17 protein-coding genes and 3 tRNA genes are annotated in these 24781 nt (G+C 32.5%); 19 read left to right on the top strand and 1 reads right to left on the bottom strand.

Annotation, left to right across the window (positions count from 1 at the left end):
- The 13 genes from QM536_01675 to QM536_01615 form a co-directional block, all read left to right on the top strand.
- On the top strand, positions 1–2008 hold a 2008-nt coding region (locus QM536_01675; GenBank protein MDI9355718.1), incomplete at its 5' end, for a T9SS type A sorting domain-containing protein.
- Between the two features lie 713 nt (positions 2009–2721).
- A complete protein-coding gene (gene acs / locus QM536_01670; protein ID MDI9355717.1) occupies positions 2722–4674 on the top strand; it encodes an acetate--CoA ligase in 1953 nt (650 codons plus the stop codon).
- Between the two features lie 470 nt (positions 4675–5144).
- Positions 5145–5217 (top strand) — tRNA-Phe (locus tag QM536_01665).
- Positions 5218–5357: 140 nt separating this feature from the next.
- On the top strand, positions 5358–6557 hold the full coding sequence (mraY, locus tag QM536_01660) for a phospho-N-acetylmuramoyl-pentapeptide-transferase (protein MDI9355716.1): 1200 nt from the start codon (positions 5358–5360) through the stop codon (positions 6555–6557).
- Between the two features lie 3 nt (positions 6558–6560).
- A complete protein-coding gene (locus QM536_01655; GenBank protein ID MDI9355715.1) occupies positions 6561–7811 on the top strand; it encodes a hypothetical protein in 1251 nt (416 codons plus the stop codon).
- 336 nt (positions 7812–8147) lie between these two features.
- The gene (gene gldJ, locus QM536_01650; protein ID MDI9355714.1) at positions 8148–9398 is read left to right on the top strand and encodes a gliding motility lipoprotein GldJ; all 1251 of its coding nucleotides are present in this window, start codon (positions 8148–8150) and stop codon (positions 9396–9398) included.
- 227 nt (positions 9399–9625) lie between these two features.
- A complete protein-coding gene (locus QM536_01645) occupies positions 9626–10048 on the top strand; it encodes a type II 3-dehydroquinate dehydratase (GenBank protein ID MDI9355713.1) in 423 nt (140 codons plus the stop codon).
- Positions 10049–10597: 549 nt separating this feature from the next.
- The gene (locus QM536_01640) at positions 10598–10831 is read left to right on the top strand and encodes a hypothetical protein (GenBank protein ID MDI9355712.1); all 234 of its coding nucleotides are present in this window, start codon (positions 10598–10600) and stop codon (positions 10829–10831) included.
- An 898-nt stretch (positions 10832–11729) separates the two neighbouring features.
- Positions 11730–12812, top strand: a complete 1083-nt coding sequence (locus QM536_01635) for a fasciclin domain-containing protein (GenBank protein MDI9355711.1) — start codon at positions 11730–11732, stop codon at positions 12810–12812.
- 74 nt (positions 12813–12886) lie between these two features.
- A tRNA-Arg gene (locus QM536_01630) sits at positions 12887–12960 on the top strand.
- 34 nt (positions 12961–12994) lie between these two features.
- Entirely contained in the window at positions 12995–13873 is an 879-nt protein-coding gene (locus tag QM536_01625) for a DUF58 domain-containing protein (GenBank protein MDI9355710.1), read from the top strand.
- Position 13874: 1 nt separating this feature from the next.
- A complete protein-coding gene (locus QM536_01620; protein MDI9355709.1) occupies positions 13875–14768 on the top strand; it encodes a hypothetical protein in 894 nt (297 codons plus the stop codon).
- Positions 14758–15801, top strand: coding sequence for a VWA domain-containing protein (locus QM536_01615; GenBank protein ID MDI9355708.1), 1044 nt, complete (start codon positions 14758–14760; stop codon positions 15799–15801). The genes QM536_01620 and QM536_01615 overlap by 11 nt, the downstream gene beginning before the upstream one ends.
- Before the next feature lie 661 nt (positions 15802–16462).
- Here the strand turns inward: QM536_01615 and panC are convergent.
- Positions 16463–17323 carry a pantoate--beta-alanine ligase gene (gene panC / locus QM536_01610; GenBank protein ID MDI9355707.1) on the bottom strand — a complete coding sequence of 287 codons (861 nt, stop codon included), beginning with the start codon at positions 17321–17323 and terminating at the stop codon, positions 16463–16465.
- Between the two features lie 133 nt (positions 17324–17456).
- On the opposite strand from panC, the gene QM536_01605 reads away from it, so the two are divergent.
- The 6 genes from QM536_01605 (at position 17457) to QM536_01580 (ending at position 24545) form a co-directional block, all read left to right on the top strand.
- Positions 17457–18251: a glycogen/starch synthase gene (locus QM536_01605; GenBank protein MDI9355706.1), complete on the top strand. Its 795-nt coding sequence runs from the start codon at positions 17457–17459 to the stop codon at positions 18249–18251.
- Positions 18226–19584, top strand: a complete 1359-nt coding sequence (locus tag QM536_01600; GenBank protein ID MDI9355705.1) for a DUF4270 family protein — start codon at positions 18226–18228, stop codon at positions 19582–19584. The genes QM536_01605 and QM536_01600 overlap by 26 nt, the downstream gene beginning before the upstream one ends.
- Positions 19585–19648: 64 nt before the next feature.
- A tRNA-Arg gene (locus QM536_01595) sits at positions 19649–19720 on the top strand.
- 25 nt (positions 19721–19745) lie between these two features.
- Positions 19746–21092 (top strand): MBL fold metallo-hydrolase, encoded by a 1347-nt coding sequence (locus QM536_01590; GenBank protein MDI9355704.1) that lies wholly within the window; start codon positions 19746–19748, stop codon positions 21090–21092.
- Positions 21093–21118: 26 nt separating this feature from the next.
- Positions 21119–23173, top strand: coding sequence for a helix-hairpin-helix domain-containing protein (locus tag QM536_01585; GenBank protein MDI9355703.1), 2055 nt, complete (start codon positions 21119–21121; stop codon positions 23171–23173).
- A gap of 142 nt (positions 23174–23315) precedes the next feature.
- Positions 23316–24545 carry a 2-C-methyl-D-erythritol 4-phosphate cytidylyltransferase gene (locus QM536_01580; GenBank protein MDI9355702.1) on the top strand — a complete coding sequence of 410 codons (1230 nt, stop codon included), beginning with the start codon at positions 23316–23318 and terminating at the stop codon, positions 24543–24545.
- The last annotated feature ends 236 nt before the right edge of the window (positions 24546–24781 follow it).

The raw sequence follows: 24781 nt of genomic DNA, 5'->3' as shown, positions 1-24781 counted from the left end.
TCAATATCTCGGAGTATCCCAAACGCAGACGGTTCTTATATCTCCCGCAGCTCAAGTGGTTACTTTCCCCGAAATCCCGATTGTCTATGTACACGAGGGAACTTATGTCTTGAATGCCACTTCTACGAATACTCTACCCATATTGTATGCTTCTTCCGATCCCAATATTGCATCTATTACGGGGAATACTGTTGTCCTCCATACCTTTGGAAATGTGAGCATCACTGCCTCTCAGCCCGCAGTAGAAAATTACTATTATGCAAGTAATCCCGAAACCCGTCTACTCACCATAAAAGACAGAACCGCTGTAGAAAATACTATAACTTTTCCTCTTGAAGAAATTCAATATGTAGACGATACGGCTCTTTTAGAGGCAACAAGCTCCAAAAATATTTCCGTTTCTTTTGAAATTGTAAATAATAGAAATGGAGCAAGCCAAAACATTGCATATTTTGATAAAAATTCTCAAAAAATTACCTTTTTAGATACAGGAGTTTTTGAAATAAAAGCATATACAGAAGCGTTTTTAAGTAGAGAAGTAAAGGTAAATCCCGCAGTCTTCACAAAAACCATCCGAGTAAAAATTGCTTATCATATAAGCGGTAGGGTTTTAGGAGCAGAAAATGAAATAGTTCCGGGATTTGTGATATTGACCAACCCCACCCTCAGAAAAACCCGAAGAGCGGAGCTTTCCAATGGGTATTTTTCGTTCAGAAATGTTCCTTCGGAATGGACTTTTTACTTGCAGGCATATCCCAAAGGATCCTCTGCAACAAGCTACTATCCTACCTATTACGGTTCCAAACAAGCCATAGTATGGAAAGATGCTGATATTATTACACTCCAGTCCAATCGTAGTGATTTTAATTGGCACTTCCGAAAAAAACCAAAGACCACTATAGGAACAGGCAACGGAACTATTATAGGTACCGTTCTTTTAGATAGCACCGAGAATCAAAATCGCATCTTGTATGGAAACTTCTTTGGAGCAGGGGTTCGCTATCCGTATGCAAATATATTTTTAAAAACCACCGCCGATAGCATTCTGCTAACAGATATTTCGAGAACCAATGGAGAGTTTTATTTTACGAAACTACCCGCAGGGTATTATAGAATAGCGGTGGATGTTCCAGGAACCCAGATGAAGAACCTCAATGATACTCTTTTTCTTCCCAATGAAGAAAATACCCTCTACATCACCATCGTTATTGGAAAAGATAATACCATAGAAATACTCCAACATATAGGAAAACTCAACCAAACCATCACTTTCCGTCCCGTTTATAAATATTATGGAGACGAACCGTTCCCCATTGCTGCTACTGCTACGAGTGGTTTACCTCTCACATTCAGATCCTCGTCTTCTATTGTGAGTATTGTTCAAGATATTGTTACCATACAGAAAGTGGGAACGTCTATTATTACTGCCTTTCAATCGGGAAATGAATATTATATTCCCAGCGACCCCGCCCCCCAAATTATGGTTGTTCAAAAAGCTTACCAAAGCATAACTATACAAGTAAATATAATCAATGACCTTCATAAATTTTCCGAAAGACGTGTAGTAATAAAAGCAATTGCTAATTCGGGATTGCCCGTTCAACTGATACCATCTGAACCCACTATAATCAATAGAGAAGACACATTTATTGTGAATAGTATTGCTTCTTTTAAAATAATAGCCATTCAGAACGGCAATGAAAATTATCATCCCGAGCAGGTATCTCAAGATATAATCATCAATCCCAATGCTATTGTAGTAGAAAACAATCATATCAAAATCTTCCCCAATCCTACCAATGATTATATAACCATTCAATGGGATAAAAACCAAAAGGTCTCTTACGTGAAAGTATATGATATAGAGGGTAAATCGGTAAATGTAAGGGTAGAAAATCTCCTGCCCCTACAGTTAGATATGAAAACATTGCTCAAAGGAGAATATATTTTGGTTGTATATGGAGAAAAAGGAGAAGTTTTGAAAGCAAAAAAAATAATAAAAAAATAATTAGCATCTGCAAGAAAATTCCTAAAACCCTCATTAGTAAAAGAATTCAATGTATTATTTAATAAATGAATAGTTGTATTTTTGTATATAATAGATAAAAAGCATTAATGACTCACTATAAAATATAATTTATGCAACAAATACTTGAGCAACAATATAATAATTTGCTGAGTCGTTCTGATAAAATATAAAAAAAACAAAATAATAGAAAATTTCCACATGCTAACCAACAATAAATAATGCAGTTATGCTAACCTTGGATTAAAAATTACAATTTAATATATTTTTAATTTTAAACCTGTCCCTTTGGGTAATTTGTAATATTACGGTCACTGCATTATGAAAGTAAATTAGTATAAATCAGTTTGAGTGTCACGGTTTAAATCGTTGTAAAGACAAGGGAATAAAGGGTTATAAAAGTTATGTAGGATTGAGTGTTTTAGCCCATAATTTACATCGTATTGGCAATCAATTAATCAGAATAGAAAAAGAATCCCAGTTAGTAAAACATAAAAAATACAAACATGTTGCCTAAACCAAAATATCTATGCAAATTTCTTGGCACATCAAGAGTAATTGTCTTTTAATGAATTTTTTACATATTTTATTAAAAGTTATTAAGAACCTCCTAAAAAATGAAACAAAAAAATATTCCAAAAAAATTTACTAACATTTAAAAAATAAGAGCTTTCTTACAGACAATAGCTACAAAAATAAATAAACACGTACAACCTTATCAAGCAATGAACTATTCATATCAAATACATTCTTTTGAAGAATACCAAACAGCTTATAAAAAAAGCATAGAAGATCCAGAAGGATTTTGGGAAGAAATAGCAACCCATTTTGTTTGGAGAAAAAAATGGGATACAATTCTGAATTGGAATTTTACAGAACCAAACATACAATGGTTCGCAGGTGCCAAATTCAACATTACAGAAAATTGTATTGACAGACATTTAGCATTGTTAGGAGATAAGCCCGCTCTGATATGGGAACCAAATAACCCCAGTGAAAGCCACCAAATCATTACCTATACAGAACTCCACCAAAAAGTTTGTCAGTTTGGGAAAGTTTTGAAAAACAGAGGAGTAAAAAAAGGAGATAGAGTGTGCATTTATATGGGAATGGTACCCGAATTAGCAATAGCAATGCTCGCCTGTGCCAGAATTGGTGCGATACATTCTATTATATTCGGAGGATTTTCTGCTCAAAGTATATCCGAACGCCTCCAAGATGCTCATATAAAATATATAATTACATGCGATGGAGCTTTCAGAGGACAAAAAGAAATCCCCCTCAAGTCAGTTATAGACGATGCTTTACTCAACAATAATACAGTAGAAAAAGTTATAATATTTCAAAGAACCCATACTCCTATCAATCTTGTAGCAGGAAGAGACCTTTGGTGGCACGAAGAAATAGAAAAAATAAAAACCACAGGCACTTCCGAACTAGCCCCTGAAATAATCGATGCCGAAGACCCACTTTTTATTCTGTACACATCTGGCAGCACCGGAAAACCCAAAGGAGTTGTCCATGCCGCAGGCGGGTACATGGTATATACTCATTATACTTTCATAAATGCTTTTCAGTATAAATCAGGATACATACACTTTTGTACCGCAGATATCGGATGGATAACAGGGCATTCTTACACAATTTATGGACCTTTGAGTGCAGGAGCAACCACCGTTCTCTTCGAAGGAATACCTACCTATCCCGACCCAAGTAGATTTTGGAAAATAATAGATAAATTTGGCATCAACATCTTTTATACCGCACCCACAGCCATACGCGGACTTATGACCTTTGGAACAGAACCTATCAAAGACGCAAACCTCAAAACCCTCAAAATATTGGGAACCGTCGGAGAACCTATCAACGAAGAAGCATGGCATTGGTATTCTGAAAATATTGGTAAAGGAAATTGTCAAATTATTGACACATGGTGGCAAACAGAAACAGGCGGAATCCTCATATCTAACATTGCAGGAATAACCCCTCAAAAACCCGCATGGGCAACACTCCCTCTCCCAGGTGTGCAACCCATTCTTGTAGATGAAAATGGAAAAGAAATAACACAAACCTCTGAAAATATCAGCGGAAATCTCTGTATCAAATTCCCTTGGCCCTCTATCATTAGAACCACTTGGGGAGACCACGAAAGATGTAAGAAAAATTATTTTTCCCTCTATCCAAATCTTTATTTCACAGGAGACGGGGCTATCAAAGACACAGATGGTAATTATAGAATTACAGGAAGAGTGGACGACGTTCTCAATGTAAGTGGACACAGAATAGGAACTGCCGAAGTAGAGAATGCTATTAATATGCACGAACAAGTTGTGGAAAGTGCCGTGGTTGGATTCCCTCACGATATAAAAGGACAAGGGATTTATGCATATATCATTCTTAATAAAACCATTGCTCATCCCGATGAAGTCAAAAATCAAATCAGAGCAACAGTCGTAAAAGTAATAGGTGCTATTGCAAAACCCGATGTAATACAGTTCGTTTCGGGATTACCCAAAACCCGTAGCGGAAAAATAATGAGACGCATTTTGAGAAAAATAGCAGAAAAGGATATACCAAATATCGGGGACACCTCCACACTCATAGACCCTGCTGTGGTAGAAGAAATAATAAAGAATAGTACTACATAACCAATGATTTCAACTGTTGTCTCTTTTTTTATTTTTCTTTGTAGAACTTTGTAATTACGGTATATTTTTTTTATTTATTACAACAAAGCGGATATAAAATGGGCAGTATAAAATAATTCATCATTGACCCCACTCCGAAGAAAGAGTCACTTTTGATACACTTATAATTTTGTAGCTATTCCATTACCAATAATTTTACAACTCACTATTTTTGTAAAAAGAACCTTTCAGAGCAAGCCCAATACTTATTTGTTCAAAAAAGAATAGAGAACCACCAATTTCATAAAAATAACTCTATTAAATGAATGAAAAAGATACTTTTATTAAAAAAAACATTACAAAAACAGTTTTTTTATCAAAAAATCAATAAAATATTAACTATCATCTCATAAAATTATAAAGTAAAAAAAAAAAATGTAATATGCACTTATTATATTTTAATCATTAGAAACGATAATCAAAATATTCCTGGTGACGTAGCTCAGTTGGTAGAGCGTAGGACTGAAAATCCTTGCGTCGGCGGTTCAAGTCCGCCCGTTACCACACCATATACATTTTTTTGTCATTGAAATAAAAATAATGTATTTCACACCAACAATTAAAATTCCAAAATCATTCTCTTTTTCACAAACACCAATAAAAATATAATAACCTATTACATTACTCTCTCATTTCCATTACCAATGTTTTATTATATATTTGATTACTTAGAAACAAGATTTCAACTATTTGGTGCCAGTGTTTTTCAATATCTTTCTTTTAGAGCAATAATGTCAATGCTTCTTTCTCTTGTTATAACTATTATATTAGGGAAGTATATAATCCGTTTTTTAAAAAAACAAGAATTTAAAGAAACTATTAGAGATTTAGGATTTACAGACCAAACTCAAAAGAAAGGAACCCCAACCATGGGAGGAATTATCATAATTATGGGCATAGTTATACCAACTATATTATTCGCCAACATAGAAAATATATATATAATCTTGCTTCTGTTTACAACCCTCGTAGCCGGAATGATAGGATTTATAGACGATTATCTTAAAAAAATAAAACAAAACAAAACAGGACTCAGTGGTATTTTTAAAGTTATTGGACAAGTTTTTATAGGAACAGTAGTCGGACTTGTGCTTGTATTCCATGATAAAGTAATCGTTAGAGACTATTATAATGATATGGTAGATGGAAAATTAGTAACCGCTTACGAAGACATAAAATTATTAGTAACTACTATACCTTTTTTCAAAGATAATGAGCTAGAATACGAATATGTATTTAGCTTTTTAGGTTCCTATTATTGGATAGGGTATGTATTATTAGTTATTTTTATAGTTACCGCTATTTCTAATGGAACCAATATAACCGATGGGTTAGACGGTCTTGCAGCAGGAATTTCGGCTATTATAGCTACAACACTTGCAATATTCGCATACCTATCAGGCAATGTAGTATTTTCGGAATACCTTAATATATTATATTTACCAAACACGGGAGAAATTACCATATTTTGTGCCGCATTAATAGGGTCATGTTTCGGATTTTTATGGTATAACTCTTACCCAGCACAAATTTTTATGGGGGATACAGGCAGTATTTCATTAGGAGCAATTTTAGCTGTTTTATCAATCATAATAAGAAAAGAACTTCTAATTCCCATCCTATGCGGTATTTTTGTCATAGAGAATATTTCCGTAATTTTACAAGTTTCTTATTTTAAATACACAAAAAAAAAATATGGACAAGGAAAAAGAATCTTTCTTATGTCCCCACTCCACCACCATTACCAAAAAAAAGGAATCCACGAAGCGAAGATAGTTTCTCGCTTCTGGAATGTAGGAATTCTTTTAGCTCTCATCTCCCTTATGACACTTAAGCTTCGCTAAGAAATGAAAGAATCACTCTTTATTACATACACAACATCACCAAACACTGACATTCCTACTATACAATTAAGCCCTTCCAAAAGCGAAAGCAACCGTGCCTTAATAATACAAGCATTATCTAAAAAAAATAGTATACTCCACAATCTTTCTGATGCTCGAGATACCAAAACCCTATCTCGTTTATTACAAGAAAATAATAAACTCATGAACGTATTAGACGCAGGAACTGCAATGCGATTCTTAACAGCTTATCTATCCATACACGGAGAATCACATATACTCACCGGTACAGAAAGAATGCAACAACGCCCTATTAAAATACTAGTAGAAGCTCTCAAAAGTATAGGAACATCCATCGAATACCTAAACAATGAAGGATTTCCACCCATAAAAATTTCTCGTTTACAAGAACAACAAAAACATCGCATCTCTATAAATGGTAGCGTCAGCAGTCAATATATATCCGCATTATTAATGATAGCTCCTCGCCTACCAAAAGGATTAGAATTAGAAATATTAGGAAATATAAGCAGCAAGCCTTATATAGAAATGACATTACAACTGATGCATATTTTTGGAATTCAATACACATTTGAAACCAATATTATAAAAATACCTCACCAAGAATATCTTTCCAACGAATATACCATAGAAGCAGATTGGTCAGGCGCAAGCTATTGGTTTAGTACGATTGCCCTATCGCAAAATAAAAAATTAAAATTACTAGGACTACGAAAAAATTCTTACCAAGGCGATAGCTATATAAGAGAAATAATGGAAGGATTAGGAGTAAAAAGCACTTTTAGAGGTAATGACTTATATTTAGAAAAATACCAAACAAAATCAGAACTTACTTTGGATTTTACATCCTATCCCGATTTAGCACAAACAGTTATTGTCTGCGCATCTTGTTTAGGAATAACACTATTTATATCAGGATTAGAAAGCTTAAAAATAAAAGAAACAGACAGAATAACCGCTTTACAAAAAGAATTAATAAAATTTGGATCCCGATTAGAAGAAACTGAAACAGGTAAATGGGTACTAACACCCCCACAAAAAAAAAATACCTATCCTATAATACATATCGAAACATACGAAGACCACCGAATGGCAATGGCTTTCGCACCTGTCGCACAAATTACCCCCTTAGAAATAGAAAATCCAAATGTAGTAATAAAATCATACCCAAATTTCTGGGAAGAATGTAAAAAATATGGATTTATTTGTAACAGAAAAATGTATAATTCTTGATTTCAAAAAAAATACTATTTTTAAAAACCCTACTCATCCTATTAAAAATTTCTAATAGAAATAAAAAATATTGTTTTTTTTATCTTTTTATATAAAAAAAGCTTTTTTAATTATTTTTTTTATTCTCAATAAAACACAAAAAATAAAAATATTCTAAATTATTATTATTTTAGTTTCTATAATAAAAATACAAAATACATTGAGTATTGAAATGAATACATAAGAGAAGCAACAAAATAAAAAATAAATATATTGCATCTCGCATAATAGCAAAAACACGCAATTAAAAATAATTACCCATAATAAATAATTAAAGTTAAAAGTAAAAATAAAAAAATGAAAAGAAAAGGAGATAAAAATTTTAAATATATTTGCTTGTTAGTATTGGGAAGTATATTTTTCTCATATAGCTGTGGAGAGGTTACCCCAACAAGTACTTCACCCGGGAAAGCAAGTACAACTACGGGACAATCGTATAAGTACACTAAAAAAAGTTCCGATGTAGCAGACGAAACCTCTGGATTTACTTTACATAGCTTTAGAGGACAACCATCGGGACCTAACTTAGCTTTTATAGAAGGAGGACGTGTAGTTCTTGGATCTTACGAAGAAGATCTTATGAATAGAAAAGATAATATTGAAAGAACGGTAACGGTTGCATCTTTTTATATGGACGAAACAGAAGTAGCAAATATTCACTGGTTAGAATATCTCAATGACCTACAACAAAAAGGTGAAACAGATAGATACCAAAAAGCTCTACCTGATACCACAGTTTGGTACCGCGTTTTAGCATTTAACGACCCATATATTGATCATTATTTTAGATATCCAGGCTTTAGATTTTATCCTGTAGTGGGAATTTCATGGACTCAAGCTGTAGATTTCTGTGCATGGAGAACAAACTTTGTAAATAACGATTTAGCAAAAAAAGCTGGACTTATTGATGAAGACAGCGAAGGTGAAAGCGGAGCAGAAACATCAACAACACAAAGAATACCATTAGAAACAGGAGTAGTACTCCCTAATTATAGACTACCAACAGAAGCAGAATGGGAGTACGCAGCCCAAGGATTGATAGGCGTTCAATGGTTGGACGAAAATCAAACTCATAAAAGAATATATCCATGGGACGGGCATTCGCAAAGAAATCCTTACGGAAAAAGACAAGGATATTTTCTCGCTAACTTTAAAAGAGGAAGAGGGGACTACGCCGGTATAGCAGGAAAACTAAATGATGGTGCAATGATCACTACCTCTATATACGACTATCCGCAAAATGATAATGGACTATGGAACATGGCAGGTAATGTAAATGAATGGGTGTACGATGTATATAGACCACTTTCTTTCCAAGATTTTGAAGATTTAAATCCCGTGAGAAGAAACGATTTTTTAGATGAAGATAAAGGATATGACACTCAAAATACACTTATTTCAGGAAGTATAAGAGTATACAAAGGGGGTTCATGGAAAGACGTTGCTTATTGGCTATCCCCAGGAACGAGAAGATACTTAGAACAAGATTCATCATCAGCTACTATTGGTTTTAGATGTGCTATGATACGAGCTGGCTCTAATTACTAATCATAAAAAATGTAAAAAAGAAGGGGCCGAAAAATCACTTTTGACACACTTGTAATTTTGTAACTGTTTGATTATCAATACGTTTAAAATTAAATATTCGTGCAAAAAAGAACTTTTCGATCTCTCTTTTTTTATAATTTCTTAACTATTAACAAACATCTCATTTATACGAATATAATCATTCCATATACTTTTAAAAACCATATTTATTATATCACCCCTCAATTATGGAAATACATATAGTGAATGGACCAAACTTGAATCTTTTGGGAAAACGAGAACCATCTATTTATGGATTTGACTCTTTTGACTCTTTTTTTGAAAAATTGCAAAAAAAATTTTCAAATATATCCTTGGTGTATTTCCAATCAAACCACGAAGGATATATGATAGATTATATCCATAAAATTGGATTTACAAGTAATGGAATTATATTGAATGCAGGCGGACTAACCCATACTTCTATTTCATTATCTGATGCAATAAGTGCTATTACAACACCAGTTATAGAAGTTCATATTTCTAATATATATTCTCGCGAAAATTATAGACATAACAGTTTTTTAACCCCAAAATGTAAAGGAATAATTAGCGGACTTGGGTTCTCTGGATATATATTAGCGGTTCAATATTTTTTAGATTCAGAATGAAAAAAATCCCTTCTATTATTTACTCCCCTTACCCAAAAATATCATAAAATTTTATACCTTTACATTTTAAATGTTAATAAACTGTACACTCATTTGAATTACGGAAAATTTTGCTGATCTAATTCTGATTATTTGATTTGTTCTAACTCTTATACAAATGTAACAGGAATGGCATCGCTTCTTGACATAAAACACGTTAAAACTACAAGAGCATTTATCTCAAGGGGATTTTGATAGTAAGTATTTATGGGAACAAGCCAAAGTTTATGTGAAATACATTGCACAATCGGGTGAACTAACAACTTTGAGTTTTGACGATTCTATAAGAGGAAAAACGTTATACAGATGAGAGCGAATTAAATTGTTGCATTTTGATCACACACTTGGAAAATCAGTAAAAAGAATAAATTTTTTATCGACATTGTTGGAAGTTGGCAATATACGTATTCCTGTTGGTTTAGAATTCATCAAAAAAGATATATTTGTAGATGATCCAAAAACAGGGAAAATCGTAAAAGCAGTGTAACAAAAAATGAATTATTGAGAAAAATGCTTCAAGAATATTACGGAAAAATGCATTTTAATTATGTTTTGACGGATAGTTGGTTTAGTTCCATTGAAAATATGATTTGTTGTAAAACAACGTGTAAATCAGATTTTATAATGGCATTAAAAAGTAATAGATTAGTTGCATTAACACCGGAGGATAAAGCAAATAAAAATTTTATAAGTATTAAAACGTTACGCACAGGACAGCAGACTGTGGAGGTTTGGCTAGAATAGTTAGATTTTCCCCGATGTTGCTTACAAAGCAAGTTTTCAAAAACGAGAATGGTACAATCGGCAAGTTGTACTTGACTTGTAGCGATTTAAAATTAGCATATGAAAGAATAACTACAATCTACAAAAAACGGTGGGGAGTGGAAGAATATCACAAATCAATAAAGAGTAATACAGGGTTTGCAAAATCTCCAACAAAAACTATCAAAACGCAAACAAATCATTTTGTATTATCTATTGTTGCCTACATAAAAATGGAATGTTTAAAACAAAGGACAAAAAAGAACCATTTCGCAATAAAATTACAAATTTATTCAGCAGATCAAAAATCAGCATTATTTAGAATTGAATGAAATTAAAAAACTCCAAAAAAGAGCATAAAAAAGTTACCAACCATTAAAATATTAAAATAAACTTTTTGAAGATATTTTTTGCGTAAGGTGAGTGAGTTAGTAAAACCCGAGTAAAAATTAATACCAACAGCACCTAATCAAAAATAACTACTCATCAGGTATTTTTACAAAAAATCTAATAAAAGTATATTTTTATTACTAAACACATAATAAAACGCCAATTTCATTACGAAAAATGCAATAAACAGTGTAAAGCAAGTAATAAAATAGAGAGAATGACCGAAAAGTCACTGCTGATACATTTATAATTTTATAAAATTTGATTATCAATAGTTTAAAAACTCAATATTTATGTAAAAAGGACTTATCTGAGTGGAATCAAAATTAAGAGTTTTCTTGTAGACAGTAAATAGAAAGTTTATATTTTCATACCTATATTATAAAGAATGCTATATTATTTAAAATAATATTATTTTTGCAAAAAATAAAACATATAAAAACAAAAAACATTCTTATAAAAAAATTTTATTACTATACCTTTTTTTACAATGAATAAGACGATTTTTACCATTACCATTAGTATTTTGTGCGGGTTGCTTTTTGAGAGATGTATTGAAGAAAAAGATAATTGGAGTAATGAACCGATTACCGAAAAAATAGGAACTCTTTTGAAAAAGAAAGATTCTGTAAGCATTTTTTACAAATATGTTTTTGATTCTACCCAAAAAATATTTAATTTAGACAGTTTGATTAGAACCACAAATATCTCTAAGGAAGGATATACCGGCCCTGGATTTATTGTTTTTGCACCTACGAACAGTGCTTTCAATAGGCTTGCCAACCAATTAGGAATTACCAATTTATCCCAAATAAAGAAAAGTATCTTAAAGGATATTATAAAATACCATATAGTGAAGGGAACTACGCAAAGACAATATCTCAAAGAGACTTTTCTTTCGTCCATTCAACAAGAGACGATGTCTTTTGATAATAATGGTATCATCAATACTTATCAGTTATTTTCAAAAACACCTGATAGTGTGGGGATTCGTTATTACGAAGGCGAAACAAGGGGTATAGATGGTATTATACAACCTGTCCAAAATGTTTTACTATCCAAAGATTTGTATGATATTGTAAAAAAAGTTCAGAATACTCCTGCAGAGATATTGCTTTGGAGAGAAGCAAAAAACAATTCTACATATAGCTTTGGTTCTATGAATGATATTTTTTTGCTAGCAGATAATACCTATACAACAGATCCTTTATTAGATTATCTTACCAATAAAAAAAATCCATACAAACTATTTTTAGTTTCCGATGTAAATATCCTATTAGAAAGTTATATGCGTTCTTTTAACACTACTTTAGCACGTAGTTTTATGCTTAATCATATATCAGAAAACACATCAGAAATAAATCGTGTGTTTAAATCTATACAACCTGTTGACAGCGCTTTTATAAAAATGGTATCAGGTAAATATATTTTTATAAAAAAAATAAATCCACCGGTCCATAAACCTGTTTTACTTTTTTCAAAAAACTATAACGGAATATTAGATACCATATTATTTATTCGCTACAAACAAGGTTTAGATTCTGTTCCTATATTAAAAACTCCTATTTGGTAGAAATATATGCCGGTGTTTTATTACAAATGCATAAAAATATATAATATACAGATATAGTTTACATTTTAATGTATGGACCTGTAGCTCAACTGGATAGAGTATCTGACTTCGGATCAGAGGGTTGGGGGTTCGAATCCCTTCAGGTCTACTCTTATTTTTATTAAAAATGTTTATAATAGCAAATGAAAGAATTAATAAAAAAACTTCAAAAATATGAAATACGTATTAGGAAAGCAGTAAACTCTCAAATGCAAGGCAATTTTCGTTCTTTATTTAAAAGCTCGGGAATAGAATTTGACGAGGTTCGCCCTTACCAATACGGAGATGATGTGCGTGCGATAGATTGGAATGTATCCGCAAAGGGACAAGGTATTTTTGTGAGAACCTTTAAAGAAGAAAAAGAGCAAACTATTTTGTTCTTGTTAGATGTCAGTGCTTCCCAAGAAATAGGTGAAAAAGGAAACCAAAAAATAGATATAGTAAAAGAAATATGCGGTGTTCTATCTCTTTCTGCGATGAAGGAAGGAAGTCAGGTAGGGGTTCTTTGTTATTCCGACCAAAAAGAACTCTATAGAAAACCCAGCAAAAGTCGCCCACATATCTATAATATTATAGGAAGTATATTTGGAATGAAAAATAATTCTCTCAAAACGAATCTTAATAATGCTGTTAAAACCGCTCTTCACCTACTCAAGCGAAAAAGTATTCTTATCATTATATCTGATTTTGTAGATATAAATTATTATACCAGTTTGAAGATAGCAGCCCAAAAGCATGATATGGTTCTCATTCATATAAATGATAAGAAAGAAAATACTTTTCCAAAAATGGGAATAGTTCCACTGTATGAAAAAGAATCACAAAAAACAATTTGGATAAACACCTCCTCTCATTTTTTTAAAAATAAAATAGATTCTATTTATAGGACGGGAAAAGAAGAACTCAAAAAGTTTTGTATAAAGAACCAAGTAGATTATTTACACATAAGCACCGAAGAAGATTATGTTTTACAATTGGTACAATTATTTAAGATTAGAAATAAAACAAAAAAAACGGGTTAAAATGAGAATAAGGTTCCTTTTTCTTTTTATCTTTTATGCTTTATTAGGTTACAGTCAAGAAAATAAACCACAGGTAAGTGGTTTATTTTTGTATGATAGTGTAAAAATCGGTGAACCAACACCTTTTATACTCACATGCCTACACCCACCCAATGACCAGTTATTATTTCCTGACTCTACCTATATTTTTGGTGCTTTCGAATATGAAAAGAAAATATTTTTTCCATCGCGATGGAAAGGAAATTATATTTTTGACAGCTGTATCTATTACCTTTCTCACTTTGATATAGTAGCATATCAAACTCTTTCTATACCTGTATTTGAAATTATTAATGTAGATACTCTATTTTATTATTCTGCCAAAGATTCTATTTTTACTGCCGGTTTATTAAAGTCATTACCACAAAATCCTGCTTTAAAATCAACAGTTTTTTTTAATCCCCTTTCCTTATTTTTTAATTATCCTTATTTTTTTATAGGGATAGTTTGTTTTTGCATACTTATTACATTCCTATGGATTATGTACGGAAAAAAAGTTATAAAATTCATAAAAATATACCGATTACGCAAAAAATATGAGATTTTTTCAAATGCTCTTGAAAATAAAATATCTACTTTACGCAGTAACCCTACCCGTAGTGATGTAGAAGATGCCTATATTGTATGGAAAAAATATCTGCAAAATTTGGAAAATATACCCTATACTATTTTAACAACAAAAGAAATTTTAAAAAGATACCCCTCTGAAAGATTACAGATATCCCTCCAAAATATAGACAGAATGGTGTATGGACGCTTACCCAACAATGAAATATATAAAAGTATAGAAATACTAGAAGACATAACATTAGAAAAATACTTGCAAAAAATAGAATCTATAAAAAATGAAAAATGAGTTAGAAAATTGGTTTTCGTTCCATTGGTTCTCTCCCGATGTATTGATGGGGTTTGACTGGGAATATAAAATGGCTTTATATCTTATATGGTTAATTCCACTTTTATTCCTGATACAACAAATAATCTATTGGAAGCATACAATTAAACTTTCTATAGCATTAACTCAGGATAGTTTACGGTCAGATTATGTAAGTTTCTTGCGTTTTCTTCCGAACCTCATCATCAGTATTACATTATTAATGCTCATTTTGGCTTTGGCAAGACCCCAAAAAACAAATGAAAAAATAGAACAGTGGTCTGAAGGAATAGACATAATACTTACTTTGGATATATCTGAATCTATGCAAATACAGGACTTTCTACCGAATAGGTTAGAAGCGGCAAAAAAAGTAGCCACCAATTTTATTTCAGGTAGATTTCAAGATAGAATAGGCTTAGTAATTTTTTCGGGAGAAGCATTCTCCAAAATGCCTCTTACTACAGATTATAAACTTCTCAATACTTCTATAAAAGACATTGATTTTACACAAATAGAAAGCAGGGGAACTGCTATTGGAAGTGCTCTTGCCGTATCTACTAATAGAATGTTAGAGAGTAAAGCAAAATCTAAAATTATTATCCTGTTGAGCGACGGGGATAATACCGCAGGAAATATAGACCCCATGATTTCTGCAGATTTAGCAAATGCATACGGTATAAAAGTATATACTATAGCTATAGGAAAAAATGGAAGAGTTCCTTTTGGAGTAGATGCCTTTGGAAATACCCGTTATGTAGAAAATACTTTAGATGAAACTACCTTGAGAAACATTGCTGAAAAATGCCAAGGAAGGTTTTACAGAGCTTCAGATAATGAAGCATTAGAAAAAATATTTTCTGAAATAGATATTTTAGAAAAAGATGAAATTAAAGTGACTCAATTTAAAGATACCACAGATTTTTATATCATATACCTCAAGTGGGGATTATTATTTTTCCTTTTGTGGTTGTTTCTCAAAGGGACTTTTATAAACAATATTTTAAAGGACTAAATACAGAGCGGTTGTAAAAAATTATATTCTAAAAACTAAAACTATAGTAGCTACTCATCTATTCTGTTGTTTTATGATAATTCCAAAGGGACAAAATTTTTAGAGCAAATACACTGGTATAGACATATATACTAATTCCATTAAAAAATGAGAAAACAATCTGAAAAATAATAAAAAATTCAATAAAATACTATTTTTATTGGGAAATGAAACCGCTATGAAAATAGTTATATCAGAAAAAGATTTAAAATTTTTTTAAAGAAACTCGGAGAGAACTCCATGATGTCAGAGTATATAAAAAGATAACAGCACTTTTTATGCTTGCAAATGAAAGAAAGATACCGTCTATTGCTCAAGATCTGGGAATGGATGTTAGCACTATTTATAATTATGCCAGCCTTTATATTACAGATGGGGCGGAGGGTTATTTAGAAAATCACTATAGGAGGGTTCTAAAAATTCATTTCTTCAAAAAAAATGATACAGTTTTTAGGATTTGAATTTTTAGATCCCCTCATTTATTTTGCATTTCATCTCAAAAAAGAAGTTCTTTGATTTATAATAACGTATCCCTTATTAAGTCATCATAACCTCCATTCAAGAGTCATATTTTTCGAGGGTATAAAAAATTTGTCAACGTTCATGGAAAAGATATTTATTTTTACAGATCTACTGTTTCTTCTAAAAAGATATTATCTATGAGTCGTATGTTCCCCACATAACCCGCAATAAAAAAACTTATTGAATCAGATTTGGTGGAAGAAGAAACGGAGCGAAGGGTTTCTCTATTAGCTATTTCAAAGTATTCTAAGGTGACTCCATCTACAGCATTTACTTTTTGTTTTATTTTTTGTTTTATATACTGCGTATTTTCTTTTTCTCTGAAAAGTTTTTGTGCTAATACCAAAGCTTGTATAAAAATAGTTGCTTTGTTTCTTTCCATTTGGGTTAGTCGCATATTTCGGGAAGAAAGAGCCAATCCATCGGCTTCACGAACGGTGGGGGCTATTACTAATTGTATAGGGAATAGGAGTTCTTTGATAATTTGTTTTATGATGAGAACTTGTTGCCAATCTTTTTGCCCAAAAAAGGCGTATTGGGCGGGGATAATGTGAAATAATTTTGAAACAATGAGAGCTACACCTTCAAAATGCCCCTTTCTATACTTGCCTTCCATATATTTTTGGATATGAGGGAAACGAATTATAATAGTAGGGTTCTCTTTATAAATCATATCCACAGAAGGATGGAAAAGGAAATCACAATCTGCTTTTGCTAATAAGAGTTTGTCTTTTTCAATGGTATTTGGGTATTTTTGAAAATCCTCTTCCTTGTGAAATTGTGTAGGGTTTACAAAAATAGTAGCGATTACTACATCACAGGTTTCTCTCGCTTTTTTGATTAAACTGATATGCCCATCGTGAAGTGCGCCCATTGTAGCCACTAATCCTACTACTTGGTTATTTTTCTTACAATCCGCTACGATATTAAAAATAGATTCGGAATTTGTTATAAATTGCATAAAAAAATTTCTTTATTTATAGTATAAAATTATATAAGGGCAATTTATATTTTTTTTATGTATTTTACCATACATTAAAATTTTGATATGTTTTACCATAAAATAGTGTATTCTATTTTTTACTAACTACAAAATGAAGCCGAATTTAAGAATTGTTCATATTTCGGGAGAAATATCCCCTTTTATAGCGCATACTCAAGTAGCACAGTACATGTCCGATATGATATTCGCTACCCAAAGAAGAGATGTAGAAACAAGAGTTATAGTTCCGTTTTCTTCTCGTTTTAATGAGAGAAGACATATACTACACCCTGCTGCACGACTTGCGCAAGTTCCTATTACTTTTGAAGGGAAGGAGATATTTATTTATGTTCGAGTAGCCGCTCTTCCTAAAACGAAAATACAAGTATATTTTATTCACATAGATGGGTATTTTACAAATAGAAATACCTTCCATACTATAGAGGGTTCTCACGATGAGGATAGGATTATTATCTTTTCTAAGGCGGTTATAGAAGTTATAAACAGGTCATCTTTGATTCCTGATATTATACAATGTAATGATTGGATAACATCCCTGATTCCGTTTTATCTAAAAAATAGTGCCGATGAAAAAAATTCTTTTTCTTCTCAATCTATCTTTATGAAGTATAAGATAGAAAATAACTTTCCGATATCACAGGGTTTTACTTCAAAAGTAATAAACAATGGTAACCTCATAGACAACAATGTTCTTGCGAATATACCAATAACTCATTTGGAAGATTTGGTAAAAATTGGAATACTTTATTCGGACTTTTCCATTTTTACAGACGGTACGGCAAAAGAATCGTATCCTCGTTCCCAATCTTATTCTCTTGATATATCTCATAATTTTATCGAAAACTATAAACAAATTTATAATGAAATACAAAGCAACCATATTTAAAAGTACCCTTTTCTTTTTCCTCTTTTGTTATTTTTTTGGTTGTATAGAGCCAATAGAGGTAGGGGATTCATTTATTAATGTTCATAAAAAACTAAACTTACGAGAGGTAGAATTGACCCTGCCCGCTTCTACTGTTTTATATAACAATATTCCTACGGACAATAATACCACTGTCTATGTTGGGAAAGTGCGAGACCCCTACTTCGGAGATATAACCTGCACTAATTTTACTCAGTTAGGGTTGAATAGTAATCATATCTTTCCAAGAGATACTTTTCTATTGGACTCGGCGGAGTTTCATCTGATTTATAGCTATACTTATGGACAAAACTTTGGAACAAAGCAAGTATTTACAATACACGAGTTGACCGATACTATTTTTGGAAACCGTACGGTATTTTATAATTCTTCCAAACAAACCAGTTATGATGTTAATAGTGTGGCAAGGATAGAAAAACATATAGACCCCTTTAAAAAAGATTCTCTTGGAAATATTACGGATACCTTGATAATAAAGTTAGACAAGAAATATGCAGACAATCTTTTAAGAAGTATAACTAATAGTAAGAGCGCAGCTCATTTTCTTTTATATGAGATGAAAGGATTTGCTATCAAGCCCGATGTAAATAACAGTATAATCTTAGGTATAGATGCGGCAAAATCATTTCTCAATTTCTATTATAGATACAGCACTACTTTGGATAGTGTTCAGTATATCTATGGGTTTATAATTCCATCGGGGCAAAGTTCTTTTAAACAGCATACTCATGTAGATGTAAATAGATACCCATCACAGCTCAGTGCTTTACAAAAAGATGACGATGAGACATCAAAAGATGGAAATAATTTTTATCAGCCTGGAACGGGTATCCTTACTAAACTGACTCTCTCTCCTTTTTATAAGTTTCTTGATACAGTAGGAACTATTGCGATAAACCGAGCAGAAATAAATATTGCAGTTGCTGAAGGTCTTTATCCTTCCACCTTTAAAAGAACTATAAATACAGATATAAGATTTTTCTTTTTGGATACCACTGCATCTATTTTTGTTCCCCCTGGAGCAGCAGAAAATGATCCTTACAATAATTTTATTAATTTTGATGATGGGTACCTTACAAGAAAGGCATCTATTCTGAATGGAAAATACGATACTACTTCTCGTTCTTACTTTACTTCTCCCACTGTATTTTTGGAATATCAAAAAAAAGCATCCATTCCCGTAAAACATCTTCTGTTTTATCCACAGGAGAACTATACTTTCAATAACCTTATCATACAAAGAAATGGTGTAAAGCTCAAATTATTTTACACGAAGTTTCCCCGTAGTTTATAGTAATAACAGCGTTGCAAATATAAAACATAATAAACAAATATTTTAAAAAAAATTAATAATGAAGGGCCTTGTAGTTCAACGGATAGAATAGAAGTTTCCTAAACTTTTGATCCAGGTTCGATTCCTGGCTTGGCTACTTAGCAAAACATAAAACACAATATATGGAAATAAAACAATTTGAAGATAAAAATCTCTCTATTTTTTCGTATGCTATTTCTCATAATGGTTGTATAGCATTGATAGATCCTGTGAGGAATCCAAAGCAATATTATGACTATGCTTCGGAACGGGATGAAACCATTGTAGCCATAATAGAGACGCACCCTCATGCGGACTTTGTAAGCGGTCATTTAGAAATACACCAAAAAACCTCTGCTCCCATTTATGTAAGTAAGTATATAGCAGCCACTTATGCCCATACAAAGGTTGACGATGGTGATCCTATCCCTTTCGGAGGAGCAAGTTTCACTGTATTGATGACTCCAGGGCATTCTCCCGATAGTATTTCTTTATTACTCAAAGATATAGATACAGAGCAAAAATGGCTCTTTACCGGAGATTGTCTTTTTGCGGGAGATTGTGGTCGACCTGATTTGAGAGAAGAACAAGGAAATAAAAACACATCAAGAGAAGTATTAGCCCATGCAATGTTTCATTCCCTCAGAAAAAAAATACTTACACTTCCTGACGATACCATATTATGTGCAGCACACGGAGCGGGGACTCTGTGCGGAAAATCTGTAAGTGATTCCAAAATCACAACTTTGTCCATTGAAAAAAAAAATAACTGGAGCTTACAAGATATGCCCGAAAAAGAGTTTGTTTTTCTGCTACTCAAAGACCAACCTTTTGTTCCTAAATACTTTTCTTTTGATGTATCTCTCAATAAAAAAGGAGCTGATAATTTTCAAGAAAGTATTTTAAAAGTAAAAAAAAGAGAACCCATCACCTGTCTCAACTGTGCTACTTCTCTCAATCCTCATGTCCTTATTATTGATACTCGCCCTCAAGAGAAATTTAAAAATAAACATCTCAAAAACTCTATCAATCTTATGCTCGAGTTAAAATTTGAAACATGGCTTGGAAGTATTATATCTCCTCATGAACCTTTTTACCTTACCGCAGAAAACGAAGAAATACTTCAACATACCATAGAACGTATTGCTAAAATTGGATATGAATCACAAATAGAACTGGCTTTTGTCTCTGATTTTGGAACAGAAACAATAGAAAAAATACATATCCCATCATTTCAAAATAAGCCTGATAATTATACTATTATAGACATTAGAAATCCGTCAGAGAGAGAGAAACGAACCATATTTACTCAAAGTATACATATCCCTTTATATGAACTCCGAGAAAGAATTTCAGAAATACCCACTCATAAACCTATAGTCGTGCATTGTGCAGGTGGATACAGAAGCGCCGCAGGCAGTAGTATTCTGAAAACAAAAATCCCTACGGTCCCTATTTATGACCTCAGCTCCTTTATTACTCTTTTTTGAAGGTAGCATGATGTACAATATTTTTTATGAAAATCGTATCTTATATTCTGTTCCCTCTCATCTGTACTCATAATATATATGCTCAAGAATATAAACAAAAAGAAATAGATATTCTGGCATTTATAGAAAAGAACTTCCCCACCCAAGAAACCGAAGCTTCGGATAGAGAAAGCATTTCTTACGAACGACTGTATGAAACATTTTTTCAACTCTATAGTAATCCACTGAATCTCAATACTGCAAGCGAAGAACAACTCCTTTCTCTTTATGTTCTTTCCCATCCCCAAGTCCAAAGTTTTCTCCATTATCGAGAAACAAATGGTATGCTCATCAGCATTTATGAACTGCAAGGTATACCTGAATTTGATGTAGAGACCATCTCAAAACTCATTCCATTCGTAGAAGTAAACACCCAAGAATCACAAAAAATAAGCTCTTTACATATCATAAAAAACTCTCAAAACTACCTTTTAATAAGAGGCTCCTATCCATTACAACTCAAAAAAGGATATACAATAGAAAACGGATATAAAGGAAATCCCTATCAGCACCACATGAGATTCAGAAGCACATTTGGAAACGCATACAGCTTCGGATTTACTATGGAGACAGATGCGGGAGAAAGTCTTTGGAACAACTCGCAAAATATATACGGATCAGATTTTTACTCCGCACATTTACTTCTCAAAAATAAAGGGAAATGGAAAGCACTCGCAATAGGAGATTTTCAAATACAGATGGGAGAAGGATTAGTTTTTGGAGCAGGGTTTAAAATAGGAAAGGGAGCCGAAACCGTCCTTACTCTAAAAAAATATAATATAGGAATCCTTCCATACACATCGGTTATAGAAACAGGTTTTTTCAGAGGAGCGGCGGCATCGTACTCTCATAAGAACATAAATATACTTGCTTTTTATTCTTTTTTACCACAAGATGGTTCTTTTGCCTCCGATTCATTGAATAATGAAAGCTATGTATCCTCTATTATTACAAGCGGTCTTCACAGAACCACAAAAGAATTAGAAAATAGAAATTCTATACAAGAACAAAATATAGGAACATCCATTTGGTGGAAAAAAAAAAACCTCTATGCAGGAATCAATAGTATATACACTTTGTATGATACAGAAATAAAAAAATCAGATAAACAATATAACCAGTATGAGTTTGCAGGGAAACAGAATACTGTCTCCAGTTTCTTTTTTGCTTTACAAATAAAAAATATCCAATTGTTTGGAGAAAGTGCCGTTTCTCAATCAGGAGGAGTGGGTGCTTTAGTAGGAATGTTAATAAGCATCCATTCTTCTTTTCTAGTAAGCATACTATCTCGCTCTTACGATAAAAATTTTCACAGCTTCTATTCCCGTGCTTTTGGAGAAAATACCCGAAATATAAACGAGCAAGGTATCTATTGGGGAATAAAATGGAAACTCCATAATAAATGGTTACTCACGGGATATTATGATTTTTTTTCCTTCCCATGGATCCGCTATAATGCAGATAAACCAACAAACGGAAATGAATACCTTCTCCGATTAACATACACTCCTCATAAAAAAACAACTCTCTTTTTTCAAGCCCGAAGCAAAGAACAAATAATAAACTACTTAGAAGAAGAAAAAAAAACAAATGCACTCACCTCTTCTATAAAAAGAAATTTTATTGTAGACCTTCACCATAAAAGCACTGTGCTTCTATCCTTTAAAACAAGAATACAATGGAGCAATTATGATCTTTTAGGAAACACTACATACGGGTATATTATTGCACAAGACGTTTCGTTCCATACAAAAAAAATAGACATAGCATTGCGAAGTGCTTTTTTTGATGTAGATGATTTTCAAAATAGACAATATATCTATGAAAAAGACGTACTTTTTGCCTTTTCATTTCCCTCTTACACCAATACAGGAGTGATTATGTATATATTATCCCAAATCCCTCTTTCCAAAAAAATTTCCCTTTCCATTCGGTATAGTATTATGCAAATTTTGAACGTACAAACACTTTTTAGTGGATTAGAAGAAATTGATGGGGATACTTACTCTCATGCAAGATTTCAAATAAAATGGAATCTATAATCTTTCGTTCATACTTTTGTGATGAGCTAAGCCCGTTGCTACTGTATACAACCCATTCGGGACTGAATATCCCAAGATAGCCATGAAGGACTATTATAATAATAATAAAAATTACTTACATATTTACAAAAAAACAACAAAAATGAATACTCAATACGCAATTATAGTAGCGGGAGGAATAGGAACGAGGATGAATAACTCTGTGCCGAAACAATTTTTTCTCATAAGGGGGAAACCCATCCTTATGAGAACTTTAGAAGTATTTCATAATACAGACGGTACTATCCAAATTATTTTAGTCCTGCCCAAAACATATTTTCCCCTTTGGGAAGAATTAGTGCAAAAACACTCTTTTCAAGTACCTCATCGCTTGGTAGAGGGAGGAAACACGAGATTCCAATCTGTCAAAAATGGATTGGAACCCATACCCAACGAAAGCATAACCGCAGTTCACGATGGTGTCCGACCCTTTGTTTCTCCCGCAGTTATACTCCATTCTTTTGAACAAGCCAAACTCCACGGAAATGCTATCCCCTGTATAGAAATGAAAGAATCTATCCGAAAAATAGAACATCATTCCTCCATATCTCTCAACCGAAAGGAATATAAAATCATCCAAACCCCACAAGTATTTCAAACCCATCTTCTCAAAAAAGCATATTCCCAAAAAGAAAACGATACCTTGACTGATGACTCTTCTGTCTTTGAAACCCTGAACTTCCCTATAAACCTCATTGATGGAAATACAGAAAATATAAAAATTACACACCCAATTGATAGCACCATAGCGCAAGCAATATATAATCACCTCTCTCCCCAAAATACCAATATGCAAAACAATACCACCTTAGATGATTTTCAAAAAATAATAGACAAGTGTAAAAATATCTTTATCAATAAAAACAAGGACTACGGCACTTCGTGGAGAATACTACGTCTGCCTTCTCTTACCGACCAAATCTATATAAAAGCAATGCGAATCCGAAGCATCCAAGAAAAAAAAAACAAGAAAGTAGATGAAGATATTACCTTTGACTTCATGGGAATAGTAAATTATTCCCTCATGGCTCTTTTTTTGATATATAGAGAAGAGAATACAGATGCAGATTTTTCTTTTGAGAACGGACCTACACTCTACGATATTTGCATACAAGAAATTATTACTCTGCTAGCAAATAAAAACCACGACTACGATGAAGCATGGAAAGAAATGAGAATAAGCTCCATGACCGATATTATCCTTATGAAACTATTACGGATAAAGCAAATAGAAGATAATGATGGTATGACTCTCGTTTCAGAAAATGTCAAATCCATCTACCAAGATATGATTAATTATGCCGTCTTTTGCCTCATAAGGCTATCAAAATAATAACATACAGCCACGTTTTAAAGCGTGTTTTGTTTGTGAACTTTGTGGTATATTTGTATTTTTAAACAAAAAAACAAAAAGGTGGTTGTACTCAATAGATACAATTAAACTCCCCTCTTAATAGGATGTATACTGCTAAAATACATTGTTCATAAGCTCTCAAATCCAGTTGTAAAAGAAGCCAAATAATTTTTTCTAAAGCTGCTCTGCCTCTCTTTCTTGTATTGTATACCCAC

This window comes from Chitinophagaceae bacterium (assembly GCA_030053935.1).
Classification (GTDB): Bacteria; Bacteroidota; Bacteroidia; order Cytophagales; family JASGCU01; genus JASGCU01.
The sequence above is the reverse complement of the archived record's forward strand: the minus strand, read 5'-3'. Positions and strand labels throughout refer to the sequence as shown.